Below are 14,020 nucleotides of genomic sequence, written 5' to 3'. Positions count from 1 at the left end.
ACTTTTATAGGTTAAGAATTGATTTTAAACTAACCGACCTTTAGGTAAAAGATTAGATGCTCGTAGCATAGACTTGTTGTAACTCAGCAATCGATCGCGCTTCTTCTCGTGTCATATTCAACGCATTTTCTTCTACGTTATTTCGGTTTTCAACGATTGAAGTCACCAGTTCTTTTGTCGATGAGTAACTAATGATATCTAACCCTAGAGCTTCTTTAAAACCAAAATCATTCGGTGAGCCCGTAGAGGTACACAGCGTTCCTTGCCCCCACTTTATATATTGTCGAGCGGTACTAGCACCACCTCTTCGTTGCAAGATTAGATGAGAACACGACATTATCAGAGAAGTATAGGCTACGGGAGAAATAGCAGTAACATATGAAACATCGAGAGTTTGTCGTTTAATGTGACGTAGATAGGAGATAAAAATATCTAACAAGATCCGCTGCTTCCTGTTCTTCTTATGCCAAAAAATTGTGAACTTATAATTTTCAGCTTCATTTTGATTACAAAATTCACTCAACAAGGCCTTTATCTCAGAAAAGCTTATGCTCTTTTGCTTTGTTCCAACAAGCACTCGCTTCTCTTTAGTAATCCATTTATTACCCTCTACAATAGTCTTCTCCAAAGACTGCGTTATAGATGTCGGCAGAGTATCAAAAATTACACCTGCATTGACAAACTCGATATCTGCTCTCTGTAGGGCGCTGGTAATGCGCTCATAAAACGTCTTTTCATGACCAATAAAGTTAATAATACGCTCAGAGACATATATATCATTTTGCGCAATCGCCAACTTCTTCGATGGTACAATTTTACCGTGTTTATCGATACTACGATGCCAACGGTCAATTTCGTCATCTGTAAGAAATATATAAGTTTTTTTCAGAAGGGCTGCCGAGTAATCAATGACGTTTCTTACCATCGTTGAATTGACTTGGTTTAAAGACATGAACGTAATGGTTCGAGCCTCGTCAAGCGAGCTTAAGGTGTTCTCATCATAGTTGAGGTAATCAACACCCGGAACTTTATCGATACTTCCATTATCCACACAGTCAAAAACTACAACTTTAATGCACTCAGGTGCGATGTTGGCCTTATTAATTAGAGCGTCAGCATAAAGATAAAAAAAGCGGTCGCTCTTAGTAATAAAAAATACGTTCTGGTCTTTAAACATCATTGCTTTTTTGACTCCGATAGGACGTTAATGATTTCTTGATAGACCATTGTCTGCTCTTCATCTGTCAAAGAATAAAACAGTGGTAAGCGCAGCAATCTCTCACTTTCCTGGGTTGTGAACTGATCTTGACCATCAAACCTTCCAAGTTTTACCCCTGCTGGTGATGAATGTAACGGTATATAATGAAAGACTGCCATTATACCGTGACGGCTGAGCTCATTAATTAACGTTTCACGCTGAGTTAAATCGTTTAACTTAATATAAAACATATGTGCATTGTGTACACAATCTGCTGGAATCAGAGGTAATTCGATGACCCCAGAACTTGCCAAAGGCTGCAAAGCTTTATAGTAATTATTCCAGACTGACAAACGTTTTTGGTTTATTTCATCAGCTAATGTAAGCTGCCCCCAAAGATAAGCCGATTGAATTTCACTTGGTAGTAAGCTACTCCCAATATCAACCCACGTGTATTTATCAACCATACCTCGAAAGAACTGACTTCTATTTGTGCCTTTTTCACGAATTATTTCTGCTCGTTCTACCAACTTTTCATCATTAATAAGCAGTAAACCGCCTTCACCCCCACTGGTATAGTTTTTAGTTTCATGAAAACTATACGCAGCTAAATGACCAATCGAGCCTAGCGATCTTCCTTTGTAAGTGGACATCACACCTTGGGCAGCATCTTCGATCACATAGAGTGAATGCTTGTCTGCGATTGCCATGATCGTATCCATTTCACACGCTACACCCGCGTAATGAACAGGTACAATCGCTTTAGTTCTTGACGTAATGGCTTGCTCGATAAGGTTTTCATCAATATTCATTGTATCCGGGCGAATATCGACAAATACAATTTTTGCACCACGTAGAGCAAATGCATTGGCAGTGCTCACAAAGGTATAGCTTGGCATGATGATCTCATCACCAAGCTGAACATCAATGAGAAGTGCAGCAAGTTCTAGAGCATGAGTACATGAAGGCGTTAAGAGAGACTTTACACAACCGGTTTTTTCAACAAACCACTGCTCGCATTTTTTTGCGAAGTAACCGTCTCCTGACAACTTACTTCCTGATAAAGCTTCTTGTATATATTGAATCTCTTGACCAGTCACAGGGGGCTTATTAAAAGGGATCATAATTATACTACTCATAATGGGTGTTTATTTTTTCAACGCAGAACTCGTGAAAAACGACATTAATAACTGCTATTATAACAGCATCTAACTATGCTGGCATAAACCTAATCATAATGAAAACAAACATCTCTAATGTATATCACTTTTCACTGCGTGAATGGGACTCTCAGTTTTTTAGCAAAAAAATTGGTGATGTTCAGTGGGGTATTGAAAATACTCAACTTGCTTCTGCACACAGTTACGACCTCATTACGACTCGCGTTAGCTCTTTAGAACATACAAAAATCGAAGTGCTTCAAAATCATGGGTTTGTATATTGTGACGGTGATGTTCAGCTGACCAAAGATATCCATTCAAATGATTCTGAAATAGACTTTCAAATGGCTACTCAAGAACAGTTACCTAAACTCTTAGCTATGCTTGATAACATGTACCAAATCAGTCGCTTCAAAGCACCTTGGTTTGCGACACAAGATAGAGATAGGTTTTATAAAGAGTGGCTAACTAAAGCGGTATACGGCACATTTGATGATTGCTGTTTGATTATTGCTGAAGAAGATAAGATATACGGCTTCGTAACCCTTAAAGAGTTCTCGAATTACGCACAAATCGGCTTAATTGGTGTTGGCTCTGAGTACCAAGGAAAAGGAATAGGAAAGAAGTTGCTCTTTGTTGCCGAGCAATATTTAAGGCAACGAAGCTGTACAATCTTAAATGTCTCCACTCAAACAAGTAATATCCACGCTTTGAATTTGTATACAAGATTTGGTTTCCGATTAAAGGAAACCAATCTTTGGTTCTACAAGAGGGACCAGTAGTTTAATCACTCACAACCAGGTTATTTAGGTAGGACCCATAATCATTTTTTAACATAGGTGCGGCTAGCTTCACCACCTCACTATCAGTTAGCCAACCATTACGCCAAGCAATCTCTTCTAAACAAGCAACCTTCAATCCTTGCACATTTTCAATAGTTTGAACAAACGATGATGCTTCATGAAGACTAGCGTGAGTCCCTGTATCCAACCACGCAAAGCCTCGCCCTAATAGCTGAACATTTAGATTACCTTGCTCCAAATACATTTGATTCAGTGTTGAAATTTCTAGCTCACCACGCTCGGAAGGTTGAACTTTTTTTGCTAACTCAACAACATTGTTGTCATAGAAATAAAGGCCAGTCACAGCATAATTCGACTTCGGATCTTGTGGTTTTTCTTCAATTGACACTGCTTGCATCGATTCATCGAACTCGACAACACCGAAGCGCTCTGGATCTTTTACTTGATAACCAAAGACCGTGGCACCTTGTTCGCGCTGTGCTGCTCTTTGAAGAATCGGTGTGAACCCTTGACCATAAAAAATATTGTCACCAAGAACTAAACACACTGAGTCGTCACCAATAAACTGCTCTCCAATAATAAAGGCTTGTGCGAGACCGTCCGGGGTAGGTTGAACTGCAAATTCCAAAGAAAGCCCGAAATCAGCCCCATCACCTAGCAAGCGTTTAAAGCCCTCTTGATCTTCTGGTGTCGTGATAATCAGTATTTCACGGATACCCGCTAACATAAGCACAGAAAGCGGGTAATAGATCATAGGTTTATCGTACACTGGCAACAGTTGTTTCGATACACCTCGAGTTAATGGGTATAAGCGTGTACCTGAGCCACCCGCAAGTATAATCCCTTTCATTAGCTACCCTGCCCCAGTCTTTCCATACTATATGAACCGTCTAACACTCGACCCCACCACTGCTTGTTATTCAAGTACCACTCTACTGTCTTACGAATACCTGTTTCAAAGCTTTCTTCAGGAGTCCAACCTAACTCACGCTCTATTTTAGAAGCATCGATTGCATATCGAACATCATGCCCTGGACGATCGGTGACATAAATAATTAAATCTTGATACTGCTCAACACCTTTCGGCTTATTCGGAACAAACTCTTCTAGCAACGAACAAATAGTTTCCACGACTTCAATGTTAGCTTTCTCGTTATGGCCACCGATGTTATATGTTTCACCCACCTCACCTTCAGTAACAACTTTATAAAGCGCACGAGCATGATCTTCGACATACAGCCAATCGCGAATTTGCATGCCATCGCCATACACTGGTAACGGCTTCCCATCGATCGCATTTAAAATCATTAGTGGTATCAACTTCTCAGGAAAGTGATACGGCCCATAGTTATTTGAGCAGTTAGTCACAATTGTAGGTAAGCCATAGGTTCTTAACCAGGCACGTACAAGGTGGTCACTGGAAGCTTTAGACGCCGAGTAAGGACTAGAAGGCTCGTAAGAGGTCTTCTCCGTAAATAGGTCATCAGTGCCTTCTAAATCACCATAAACTTCATCTGTCGAGATGTGATGGAACCGAAATGATGCTTTCTTTTTTGGTTCTAAATCGTTCCAATATGCTCTCACCGATTCTAGAAGTGTATAAGTGCCGACGACATTGGTTTCGATGAATGCTGCTGGCCCATCAATTGAACGATCAACATGCGACTCTGCTGCCAGATGCATGATAGCATCCGGTTGATAATGAGAAAGCACTCGATCAAGTTCAGCTCTGTTACAAATATCAACTTGCTCAAAAAAGTAACGAGGATCTGCACTCACTTCATTAAGTGACTCTAAATTCCCAGCATAAGTTAGCTTATCTAAGTTGATAACCGTATTTTGAGTATTTTCGATTATGTGACGGATAACAGCTGAGCCAATAAAGCCAGCACCACCAGTGATCAATATTTTCATAAATTTTCCTATAAAGTGCTCTTATTGAGATGCTTCATATCCATCAAGCAAGCATTGAAATTCACGTTCTTCCCAATGAATAGAGCGCTTTACCTTTTCTTTTAAGAAAGAGCGTTTTAATCGTTCCAAGTTACCATTTTTCCATGTACTACCAGCCATTCTAGTACACTTGTCGAAGTCAATAATCCAAACTCTCTTTGATGAGTCGAGCAGAATATTATGAATATTTAAGTCTGTATGATTAACTTGGGCTTGGTGCATCTTAGCGATTTCTATACCGATATCATAATATGCTTCACTAGCTAGTGATTGTTGTTCAAGTATCGCAACTAAATCTTGAGCATTGGGGATTTTTTCACTCAGCAGATCTGCCCGATAAAACAATCCATTTTTTATTGCTCTTGCTGCAATAGGCCTAGGGACATTCACCCCTTTAGACCTCAAAAGGTTTAGTAGATGGAACTCTTGGCAGCTCCGTGACTTTTGCCAGCCAACAAAGAAGTATTGATCGGATACTAGCTTACCTAATAACCCACCTCTTCTATAGTGACGCAATGCGGCTGGAAGAAATTGAGTCTGCACAAACCATGTTGTTCCACGCCCCAGCGCACTGCCTAATATACAATCTTTGTCTTCCCAATAATCAATATCAAAAATATTTTCGATATCATCATTTACTAAAGTTTCATCGAACCAAACTTTCTGAGATCCAATAGTTCTCACTTGTGTCATCTGGATAACTCCAACCTTCAGCTAAATAAGTACATCAAAAAACGAAAACTGAGCTTAAGCACACAACTTGTTCAAAACTACTGTATCAACTAGACGCGCCCGTTTTATGTGATTTTGTTTATCGATATTTGTTACTCGATAGAAGTGCTGTATTTTACATTTATCTGCACTCTCTGCATAATCTTAGGCAATTAAATTTGCGAGCGATTTTTATGCCTCTTTTTACTCAAGCACCTGAATCTGTTTGTTTTTTGCGTTTATCTGCCATCGGTGATGTTTGTCACGCAGTCGCTGCAGTGCAAGCCCTGCAAAAACAATGGCCTACGACCAAGGTCACATGGATCATTGGTAAGGTTGAAGCCCAGCTGCTAGAAGGACTAGAAGGTGTAGAGCTTATCGTCTTTGATAAGAAAGCTGGCTTTACTGGTATGAAAGCCGTCTGGAACAAGCTATCTAACCGAAAATTCGATGCTTTGGTTCATATGCAGTTAGCTTTAAGAGCGAGTTTGCTCACTCTGGGTATTAAGGCAAAACATAAAGTTGGCTTTAACTTCAAACGAGCTAAAGAGGCTCAATGGCTTTTTACAAATAAAAAAATCGAGGATATCCAATCTCAACACGTACTCGACAGCTTCTACTCTTTTATTGAGTATCTGGGTGTAGCTCGCTCTATACCTGAGTGGAACTTACCAATCGGTGCCGAGGACTTTTTGTTCGCTAAAGAGTCATTAGGTCAAAAACCTACGGTTGTCATTAGTCCTGCCGCCAGTAAGGATGAACGTAACTGGTTACCTAATCGCTACGCAGAATTTGGCGATTACGCTGTGTCTCAGGGCTATCAGGTGGTGATTTGTGGCTCGCCTGCGGAAAGGGAAGTTACTCTGGCGAAATTGATCATGGAAAATATGACTCATCCAGCTTTAAACCTGGTTGGGAAAACCTCGTTAAAACAACTTGCAGCAGTCCTCAAAGAAGCAACTATTGTTGTTGCTCCAGACTCCGGACCGGCTCACATCGCCACAACTCAAGGAACACCAGTTATCGGCTTATACGGCCACAGTAACCCTCTAAGAACGGGTCCTTACAACGATTTAGACCATGTTGTGAGTGTTTATAAGCAATATGCAGAAAAGCAACACGGAAAGCCCGCTTCTGAACTCCCTTGGAGTACTAGGGTAAAAGGCGATAACGTTATGGCTGACATCTCAGTTGAATCAGTTGTGCAATCTTTTAAAAACATCACACAAGGTAAATAACTCATGACAAGCTCAGCAAAACCAACATTAGCCGTTGCTTTGATCGTTAAAAATGAAGCAAAAAACCTCGATGCTTGCCTTAAAACAGTCGCTGATTGGGTTGATGAAATCGTCATTCTTGATTCAGGTAGTACCGATGAGACCGAACAAGTTGCTCGTCAATACACTGAAAAGCTCTATATTAATAAAGATTGGCCCGGCTTTGGCCCACAGCGACAACTTGCTCAAGAGTATGTCGAATCAGACTTTATCTTATGGTTAGATGCAGACGAACGCATTACAGATGAGCTAAAAGTAAGCATTCAACAAGCCGTCGCAAAGAATGAACCAAACACGCTTTACAACATTTGCCGCTTAAGCTGGGTATTTGGTCGCTATATCCGTCACTGTGGTTGGTATCCAGATAGAGTCGTAAGATTGTACCCAACCCAATTAACTCAATATGATGACTCACTCGTCCACGAAAAAGTGGAAATTTCCTCAGATATGAGCGTAAAAGAATTGTCTGGTGATGCTATCCACTATACCTACAACGACCTACATCACTACTTGGTAAAATCAGCAGGCTATGCTCAAGCTTGGGCTGAGCAGCGAGAGAAGCGTGGTAAAAAGAGTAGCATATTAGAAGGTATACTTCATGCTATTGCATGCTTTCTAAAAATGTATGTATTCAAAGCAGGTTTTTTGGATGGCAAGCAAGGCTTCCTGCTTTCGGTATTGTCTGCGCACTCTACCCTTGTGAAATACGCAGACCTGTGGATTAGGACAAGTACTGAGAAGCCCAAGGATTAAGTTTTTCTAGAGTCGTATTGATATCAATACGGCTCATATCCGCTTCCATTTGCTCACTTCCACCTTTTGGCGGAGAAAACGCAAGATGGCGCTTATCCGAGTTTAGAGGGCGCCAACGAAGAGGAGTAGAAGAGCGCTTACTCGGAAAGAAACCGACTGTTGGCACATCCAATGTGGCTGCAATATGCAGCGGTCCAGTAGAACCAGCAATAAAGACATTTGCACACGCAATCGAGCGGGTAAAATCAATCAAACCATCGTTCTTTGAATAAACGACACCTTTACCACCTTTCTCCACGACTAACTCAAGAAGTTGCTGCGCTTTCTCCTCTTCCCCCGGCCCTGCGGTAACTACAAGCTCGTGCGTATGCTCCAATCCAGTTAACATCGTCGCATATTGATCTAATGTTAGATTATTCGCTGATCCACCAGTTCCCGCATGAACAAACAGCCATGATTTACTAGCGTCGATATTGAGCGCTTTTGTCAATTTCTCTTTTTGTTCATCTAATGTTTCTTTTGGAAAAGTGAAGTAAGGTGCTTGAGGCTCTACCACCGAGACCGACTGTTCGTTTAAAAAAGCTCTAATAAGATCTAGGTTGTATTGGTACTCTGGCTTCGCAGACTGGGATCGCCTTTGCTTAATACGACGATTATAAAATACCTGCGCGAACTTGGTTGCTGGTGCCAATCGATACTTTATCCCAGACTTCCATACGAGCAATGCGTTGTAAGTAGTTGAAAATAGATTAATTGACGCATCAAACTGTCTAGATTTAATTGCTGCAATAAGTGACTTTTGATCAGCTTTATCTGCATTCGCGGTGCAGTCTACGATCACTTCATCAATCCATGGACAAAGTTCAGCTAATTGCACCGTATATTTAGGCACTAGAGCAGTGACATGAGCCTGAGGCATAGATAACTTTAACATCGCAAAACTTGGCCAAGCGAGCATAAAGTCACCAATTTTATCATTACGAATAACTAGAATTTTTTTCATTTCGGAGCTTACCATCTATTTTTCTCTCTCAATCATACCGACTAAGTTAGTGAAATAGGAATGTATTTGTTAGCATTAATACAGATTCACCATTTGAGAAAAAATCGTGTCAAATAAAACTCTATCGCGCGTCGTTTACCCAGGAACCTTTGACCCCATAACAAAAGGGCACTTAGACATAATAATCAGAGCTGCAAACATGTTTGATGAGATCATCATTGGTGTCGCAGCTAGCCCTTCAAAGAAAACGATGTTCTCTCTTGATGAACGTGTAGCACTGGTTCAAGAAGCGTGTATAGGTATCGAGCGGGTAACCGTTAAAGGGTTTAATGGCTTACTTGTTGACTTTGCCAAAACAGAGGCTGCAAATATTCTCATCAGAGGTCTAAGAACAACTGTGGATTTTGAGTATGAGTTTGGTTTAACCAGCATGTATCGAAAGCTGTTACCAGGAGTCGAGAGTGTATTTTTAACTCCTTCGGAAGAGTTTACCTTTCTGTCATCGACCATAGTCCGTGAAGTTGCTATCCATGGTGGGAATGTCGAGAGCTTCGTTCCAGAATGCGTATCCCAAGCGATTATAAAAAAGGTTTCTGATGAGCCTCTATAAAGCAAAATATTACCTAAAACATGTATTAATCGACTTATTACCAGCAGCGTTAATTCGTCTGTTCACGGATACTCAACTCAAAAATCACCATCCAAAATCAAGTTCAGATGTGTATCAACGAGTCGACTATTACAATAAGCTTAACTCTGTGTCGCATTTACACCACGATTTCGTACGGGTAAATCAATTCAAAAAGGATGGTGGCAATACCTACTACTTTGATCTTCTTAAAGTAATCAAAGGCTTTAATCCTACACTAAAATTTAGCTATTTGAATGGAGACATACGGCATGTACCTGAGCAGCCTACATTTGTAAAAAGCAGACCCATAGGTAGTGATAACCACAATTCCATCCTTTTAAAGCTAAACGCAATTAGGCACTTTACTTTTATCAACGACAGTTTGAGCTACAGAGAAAAGAAAGACATGGCTGTGTGGCGTGGTATTGGAATACAACTTCATAGAAAAGTGGTTATTGAACAGTTCTATAATCACGACATGTGTAATATTGGACAAACTAAACCAAAGCTCTCAGAACCTTGGGTAAAAGACTATTTGTCTATAGATGAGCAGTTGACTTACAAATTTATCCTTGCTATCGAAGGCAATGATGTCGCCACAAATCTAAAGTGGGCAATGTCCTCAAACTCACTGGTCATAATGTCGAAACCTAAATATGAAACTTGGTTTATGGAGGGACGCTTACAAAAAGGAGTTCATTACGTAGAAGTTAAAGATGACTACTCCGATTTAATTGAAAAAATGGAATACTACATCGCACACCCAGAAGAAGCTGAAAGCATTATCAAAAATGCACATATATGGGTTGACCAGTTCCGAGACAAAAAGCGCGAGCGTCTAATTTCATTATTGGTCGCAAAAAAATACTTCGATAAATCAGGACAAATGTAACCAGCCCTCTTCCCTGTCAAGCATCTATTTCTGACATTCCTTGCAGAAAAACGTGTTCCGCTGCCCTATTTTCAGCTCTTGAATCAGAGCTTCACAATTAGGGCACTTTTCGCCTGCTTTGCCATAAACTTGTAGCTCTTGGGCGAAATACCCCGGCTTGCCATCTGCTTGTGCGAAATCTTTTAGGGTAGTACCACCTTGCTTGATGGCGGTGGAGAGCACTTGTTTGATCTCTTTGGCCAACAATACCCACTCTTCTTTTGTCACTTTGCTTGCAGAACGCAAAGGGCTAATACGTGAAGCAAATAGCGCTTCGTTGGCGTAGATATTTCCGACACCCACCACCACTTTGTTGTCCATGATAAATTGCTTAACGGCGACTTTACGTTTTTCTGCCTTCTCGGCTATGTAGTCGGCGTTGAAGTCGTCAGTGAGCGGCTCAGGGCCAGATCCCTGTAGCATAGGATGCGTTTCGTCAGGCGCCGACCATAGCCAAGCGCCAAAGCGACGAGGGTCGTTGTAGCGTAATACTTTGCCATTGGTGAGCTTAAGATCCACGTGATCGTGTTTGGCTGCCGGGAAGTCCGCGTCTAATACGCGCAGTGAGCCAGACATACCAAGGTGAACAATGGCAGTACCGGTATCCGTTTCAATCAGTAGGTATTTAGCACGACGCGAGATAGAGCGAATCACCTGCCCTTCTAATGCTTTTAGCTCTTGTGGGATATCCCAACGCAGCTTAGGCGTGCGAAAAGTAAGCGTTTTAATGGTCTCGCCGACTAAATGAGGTGAGATCCCCATACGGCTTACTTCGACTTCGGGTAATTCAGGCATAATCTAGTCGTCCGATTTAGAGGAGTGGTTAGCGTTAAAGCTTGGAAACAGGTAGCTCTCTTCAATAGACACCGCCAACCACTGATCATTCCAGTTTTTTAACAACCAGAACTCAGGCAATTGATAATAGGTAATACGCTGGGGCTCTTCTTGGTCTTGATACCATACTTCGATGGTGTGTGGTGCATTTAACCGAGGCGTAAGGTCTGTGTAGGTCTGTGAGTCGACTTCCGTGCCCACAAGCTCTTTCCAACGTTGAGACAACTCTTGTGCATTGGTAGCTTGAGGGAAGTCCGTACCTTTAAACAGGTAAACCCATTGATTATCTTGTTGAATGACGGACCACTTAGCAAAGTGCAACGCTTGAAGCTCTGCTGTTGGGTTCAGGAGATAAGGATAAGGGCTATCAACCTGCGGTTCAGGCTCGATAAGGTACGCTTTGATCAATGTTGGAAGGTTTAGCACGCCAATAAAAGCGATCACACTGAACATGAGTATGTTGTTCCACCGGCGTCCACGATATCTCATCTGATTCTGCTCATCTAACCTATTGAACATTCAGTATATCGTGAAAGTGGCAATACTTTCTATGTTGCGCAGTTTTCTGTCTATCAGGTGCTATATCAAGCAAGAGCAATTGAGTTGCTCAAATTTTAGATATAAAAAAACCCAGCGATTAAACTGGGTTTTTCAATTCTTTCTTCTACTGAAGAAGAGCAAAAAAAGCATCAATTACTTGATTTTAGCTTCTTTGTACATAACGTGTTGGCGAACTACTGGATCAAACTTTTTGATCTCAAATTTGCCTGGCATGTTACGCTTGTTCTTATCAGTTGTGTAGAAGTGACCAGTACCTGCAGAAGATACTAGACGAATTTTCTCACGAATGCCTTTAGCCATTGCTTAATTCCTCTTAAACGTTTTCGCCACGTGCACGGATATCAACAAGAACAGCATCGATGCCTTTCTTATCAATGATACGCATGCCTTTAGCAGTTAGACGTAGTTTAACAAAACGTTTTTCGCTCTCTACCCAGAAACGATGAGTTTGTAGGTTCGGCAGAAAACGGCGCTTAGTAGCATTGCGTGCGTGTGAACGGTTGTTACCCGTTACTGGACGCTTACCAGTTACTTGGCATACTCGGGACATGAATGTCTTCTCCAATCGTTTCAGCTCGATATCAACCTTGGTGGCCGAACCTCTCTATCAATTAAAATAGAAGGTAAAAACCGTTATGGAAAATCCATACAAGGCTATCAAAGGTCGCGCATTATACTAACTTGACACGCATTGCTCAAGACCCGAACAGATCCTTTTTACGGATTTCGTGATCTTTTTTTGTGCAGCGCAGCTTGCTTGAGTAATCAGAGCTGATTTTAGGTCTAAAAATGTGGGCGGAATAATAGCAGATTTAACGCAACTAACAACCTAAAATGTGATTCAAATCCATCCACGCTCTGCAAAAGAGACAACTTCGCCATCTCCAACGACAAAATGGTCGAGAACTCGGATGTCCACCAGCGCTAATGCATCGGTTAATCGGCGTGTAATCCGTCTATCCGCTTGGCTAGGCTCCGCGACACCCGAAGGATGGTTATGAGCCAAGATTAATGCCGCCGCATTGTGGTGAAGTGACCGTTTAACCACTTCCCGCGGGTAAACCGATGCGGCATCGATGGTTCCTTCAAACATCGCCTCGTCCTTTATTACCCTATTTTGGTTATCGAGGAACAATATATAGAAGGCTTCTCGCTGGCGATCACGCAACATGCTCGAAAGATACAACTTAGTATGACTAGGGCTCGTGAGCGCATCTCCACGAGATAACGTCTCTGCTAGATAGCGCTGCGTCATCTCTAACACAGCCTGTAATTGAACATACTTGGCCTGACCCATCCCTTTATGGGCACAAAACTCTTCCTGCGTTGCTGAAAAAAGGTGACGGAGTGAGCCAAAGTCTTTGATCAACTTGTCAGCGAGTTCCAACACGTTCATTCCTTGTGTCCCTGTTCGCAGAAATATCGCGAGCAGTTCCGCATCACTCAAAGAATCAGGCCCTCGACTCAATAACTTTTCTCTCGGCATCGATTCGGCAGGCATTTTATCTATTGGCATATAAAAGCTAATCACTAGTCATGAACACGACCCACCACCTTAATGAGATCGTAATCAGAGATCCTTCGATAGAGACAAAAGGAAACGAGTCACTAACAAAACCGTGTAATTGATAAGTTTGATAACACCAACTTGATGAGCGTCAAATCTGTTCTAATTCTGCTTCTAGGCACTAATCCTTTGTTCTGATATCGTAAGTCCCAGAGAAATTAAGGAACAGAATCATGCAAACATTGGTTAATCAACTGGATAACGCTGACCTGCAAGGCCTAGCTGGGAAAAAAATCCTACTTGGCGTTAGTGGTGGTATCGCTGCGTATAAATGTGCCGAACTGACTCGACGCTTAATTGAGCGTGGGGCGCAAGTACAAGTCGTGATGACAAATGCAGCCAAGGAGTTCATCACTCCTCTCACCATGCAAGCCGTCTCTGGAAGGCCAGTGTCTGATAGTTTGCTTGATCCTGCTGCTGAGGCTTCCATGGGGCACATTGAGCTCGCAAAGTGGGCTGACTTGGTATTACTAGCGCCGGCCACCGCTGATCTGATTGCTCGTATGACGGCGGGCATGGGTAACGACCTACTGACCACTTTGGTTTTAGCAACCGATGCGCCAGTTGCGGTATCTCCAGCAATGAACCAACAAATGTACAGCCACCCTGCCACTCAAGAGAACATCGCGACACTAAAA

The 14,020-nt window shown here is 41.9% G+C and carries 17 protein-coding genes; 6 read left to right on the top strand and 11 right to left on the bottom strand.

The window, feature by feature from the left end; all coding sequences use genetic code 11:
* Window positions 1-52: 52 nt before the first annotated feature.
* Both IQQ51_RS26355 and rffA read right to left on the bottom strand, forming a co-directional pair.
* Window positions 53-1,180 (bottom strand): hypothetical protein, encoded by a 1,128-nt coding sequence (locus IQQ51_RS26355; RefSeq protein WP_193842539.1) that lies wholly within the window; start codon window positions 1,178-1,180, stop codon window positions 53-55.
* Entirely contained in the window at window positions 1,177-2,322 is a 1,146-nt protein-coding gene (rffA, locus tag IQQ51_RS26350) for a dTDP-4-amino-4,6-dideoxygalactose transaminase (protein ID WP_193842538.1), read from the bottom strand. The genes IQQ51_RS26355 and rffA overlap by 4 nt, the downstream gene beginning before the upstream one ends.
* A 113-nt stretch (window positions 2,323-2,435) precedes the next feature.
* Between rffA and rffC the strand changes: the two genes are divergently transcribed.
* Window positions 2,436-3,140 carry a dTDP-4-amino-4,6-dideoxy-D-galactose acyltransferase gene (rffC, locus tag IQQ51_RS26345; protein WP_193842537.1) on the top strand — a complete coding sequence of 235 codons (705 nt, stop codon included), beginning with the start codon at window positions 2,436-2,438 and terminating at the stop codon, window positions 3,138-3,140.
* Between the two features lies 1 nt (window position 3,141).
* Here rffC and rfbA read toward each other — a convergent pair whose 3' ends face one another.
* Genes rfbA through IQQ51_RS26330 form a run of 3 tightly spaced genes read right to left on the bottom strand, consistent with a single transcriptional unit; the run spans window position 3,142 to window position 5,807 of the window.
* On the bottom strand, window positions 3,142-4,011 hold the full coding sequence (gene rfbA, locus IQQ51_RS26340; protein WP_193842536.1) for a glucose-1-phosphate thymidylyltransferase RfbA: 870 nt from the start codon (window positions 4,009-4,011) through the stop codon (window positions 3,142-3,144).
* Window positions 4,011-5,075, bottom strand: a complete 1,065-nt coding sequence (rfbB, locus tag IQQ51_RS26335) for a dTDP-glucose 4,6-dehydratase (RefSeq protein WP_193842535.1) — start codon at window positions 5,073-5,075, stop codon at window positions 4,011-4,013. The genes rfbA and rfbB overlap by 1 nt, the downstream gene beginning before the upstream one ends.
* Before the next feature lie 21 nt (window positions 5,076-5,096).
* Complete coding sequence (locus tag IQQ51_RS26330; RefSeq protein WP_193842534.1) at window positions 5,097-5,807, bottom strand: 3-deoxy-D-manno-octulosonic acid kinase; 711 nt, start codon at window positions 5,805-5,807, stop codon at window positions 5,097-5,099.
* Window positions 5,808-6,019: 212 nt separating this feature from the next.
* Between IQQ51_RS26330 and IQQ51_RS26325 the strand changes: the two genes are divergently transcribed.
* On the top strand, window positions 6,020-7,063 hold the full coding sequence (locus IQQ51_RS26325) for a glycosyltransferase family 9 protein (RefSeq protein ID WP_193842564.1): 1,044 nt from the start codon (window positions 6,020-6,022) through the stop codon (window positions 7,061-7,063).
* A gap of 3 nt (window positions 7,064-7,066) precedes the next feature.
* On the top strand, window positions 7,067-7,855 hold the full coding sequence (locus IQQ51_RS26320) for a glycosyltransferase family 2 protein (protein WP_193842533.1): 789 nt from the start codon (window positions 7,067-7,069) through the stop codon (window positions 7,853-7,855).
* Here IQQ51_RS26320 and IQQ51_RS26315 read toward each other — a convergent pair.
* Entirely contained in the window at window positions 7,824-8,858 is a 1,035-nt protein-coding gene (locus IQQ51_RS26315) for a glycosyltransferase family 9 protein (protein ID WP_193842532.1), read from the bottom strand. The two genes, IQQ51_RS26320 and IQQ51_RS26315, sit on opposite strands and share 32 nt — an antisense overlap.
* A 106-nt stretch (window positions 8,859-8,964) precedes the next feature.
* On the opposite strand from IQQ51_RS26315, the gene coaD reads away from it, so the two are divergent.
* Both coaD and IQQ51_RS26305 read left to right on the top strand, forming a co-directional pair.
* Window positions 8,965-9,468: a pantetheine-phosphate adenylyltransferase gene (gene coaD, locus IQQ51_RS26310; RefSeq protein WP_193842531.1), complete on the top strand. Its 504-nt coding sequence runs from the start codon at window positions 8,965-8,967 to the stop codon at window positions 9,466-9,468.
* Complete coding sequence (locus tag IQQ51_RS26305) at window positions 9,455-10,381, top strand: glycosyl transferase family 90 (protein ID WP_193842530.1); 927 nt, start codon at window positions 9,455-9,457, stop codon at window positions 10,379-10,381. Before coaD ends, IQQ51_RS26305 begins: the two co-directional genes overlap by 14 nt.
* 24 nt (window positions 10,382-10,405) lie before the next feature.
* Here IQQ51_RS26305 and mutM read toward each other — a convergent pair whose 3' ends face one another.
* The 5 genes from mutM to radC form a co-directional block, all read right to left on the bottom strand.
* A complete protein-coding gene (gene mutM / locus IQQ51_RS26300; protein WP_193842529.1) occupies window positions 10,406-11,215 on the bottom strand; it encodes a bifunctional DNA-formamidopyrimidine glycosylase/DNA-(apurinic or apyrimidinic site) lyase in 810 nt (269 codons plus the stop codon).
* A 3-nt stretch (window positions 11,216-11,218) separates the two neighbouring features.
* Window positions 11,219-11,743, bottom strand: a complete 525-nt coding sequence (locus IQQ51_RS26295; protein WP_193842528.1) for a hypothetical protein — start codon at window positions 11,741-11,743, stop codon at window positions 11,219-11,221.
* 204 nt (window positions 11,744-11,947) lie between these two features.
* Window positions 11,948-12,115 (bottom strand): 50S ribosomal protein L33, encoded by a 168-nt coding sequence (rpmG, locus tag IQQ51_RS26290; RefSeq protein ID WP_002535344.1) that lies wholly within the window; start codon window positions 12,113-12,115, stop codon window positions 11,948-11,950.
* A gap of 13 nt (window positions 12,116-12,128) precedes the next feature.
* Entirely contained in the window at window positions 12,129-12,365 is a 237-nt protein-coding gene (gene rpmB / locus IQQ51_RS26285) for a 50S ribosomal protein L28 (protein ID WP_004728407.1), read from the bottom strand.
* A gap of 291 nt (window positions 12,366-12,656) precedes the next feature.
* On the bottom strand, window positions 12,657-13,331 hold the full coding sequence (radC, locus tag IQQ51_RS26280; RefSeq protein ID WP_193842527.1) for a RadC family protein: 675 nt from the start codon (window positions 13,329-13,331) through the stop codon (window positions 12,657-12,659).
* 224 nt (window positions 13,332-13,555) lie between these two features.
* Here radC and IQQ51_RS27720 point away from each other — a divergent pair.
* Window positions 13,556-14,020 (top strand): flavoprotein (locus IQQ51_RS27720; RefSeq protein WP_322632766.1); only part of this gene is annotated, 465 nt, incomplete at its 3' end.

It is taken from the genome of Vibrio sp. OPT18, from assembly GCF_015163615.1.
GTDB lineage: Bacteria > Pseudomonadota > Gammaproteobacteria > Enterobacterales > Vibrionaceae > Vibrio > Vibrio coralliirubri.
This window is presented reverse-complemented; position numbering and strand designations above follow the sequence as displayed.

Bases quoted from the DNA above. Each gene is read 5' to 3' on its own strand.
- IQQ51_RS26355 (WP_193842539.1), bottom strand. From the start codon at position 1,180: ATGATGTTTAAAGACCAGAACGTATTTTTTATTACTAAGAGCGACCGC.
- rffA (WP_193842538.1), bottom strand. From the start codon at position 2,322: ATGATCCCTTTTAATAAGCCCCCTGTGACTGGTCAAGAGATTCAATAT.
- rffC (WP_193842537.1), top strand. From the start codon at position 2,436: ATGAAAACAAACATCTCTAATGTATATCACTTTTCACTGCGTGAATGG.
- rfbA (WP_193842536.1), bottom strand. From the start codon at position 4,011: ATGAAAGGGATTATACTTGCGGGTGGCTCAGGTACACGCTTATACCCA.
- rfbB (WP_193842535.1), bottom strand. From the start codon at position 5,075: ATGAAAATATTGATCACTGGTGGTGCTGGCTTTATTGGCTCAGCTGTT.
- IQQ51_RS26330 (WP_193842534.1), bottom strand. From the start codon at position 5,807: ATGACACAAGTGAGAACTATTGGATCTCAGAAAGTTTGGTTCGATGAA.
- IQQ51_RS26325 (WP_193842564.1), top strand. From the start codon at position 6,020: ATGCCTCTTTTTACTCAAGCACCTGAATCTGTTTGTTTTTTGCGTTTA.
- IQQ51_RS26320 (WP_193842533.1), top strand. From the start codon at position 7,067: ATGACAAGCTCAGCAAAACCAACATTAGCCGTTGCTTTGATCGTTAAA.
- IQQ51_RS26315 (WP_193842532.1), bottom strand. From the start codon at position 8,858: ATGAAAAAAATTCTAGTTATTCGTAATGATAAAATTGGTGACTTTATG.
- IQQ51_RS26305 (WP_193842530.1), top strand. From the start codon at position 9,455: ATGAGCCTCTATAAAGCAAAATATTACCTAAAACATGTATTAATCGAC.
- mutM (WP_193842529.1), bottom strand. From the start codon at position 11,215: ATGCCTGAATTACCCGAAGTCGAAGTAAGCCGTATGGGGATCTCACCT.
- IQQ51_RS26295 (WP_193842528.1), bottom strand. From the start codon at position 11,743: ATGAGATATCGTGGACGCCGGTGGAACAACATACTCATGTTCAGTGTG.
- rpmG (WP_002535344.1), bottom strand. From the start codon at position 12,115: ATGGCTAAAGGCATTCGTGAGAAAATTCGTCTAGTATCTTCTGCAGGT.
- rpmB (WP_004728407.1), bottom strand. From the start codon at position 12,365: ATGTCCCGAGTATGCCAAGTAACTGGTAAGCGTCCAGTAACGGGTAAC.
- radC (WP_193842527.1), bottom strand. From the start codon at position 13,331: ATGCCAATAGATAAAATGCCTGCCGAATCGATGCCGAGAGAAAAGTTA.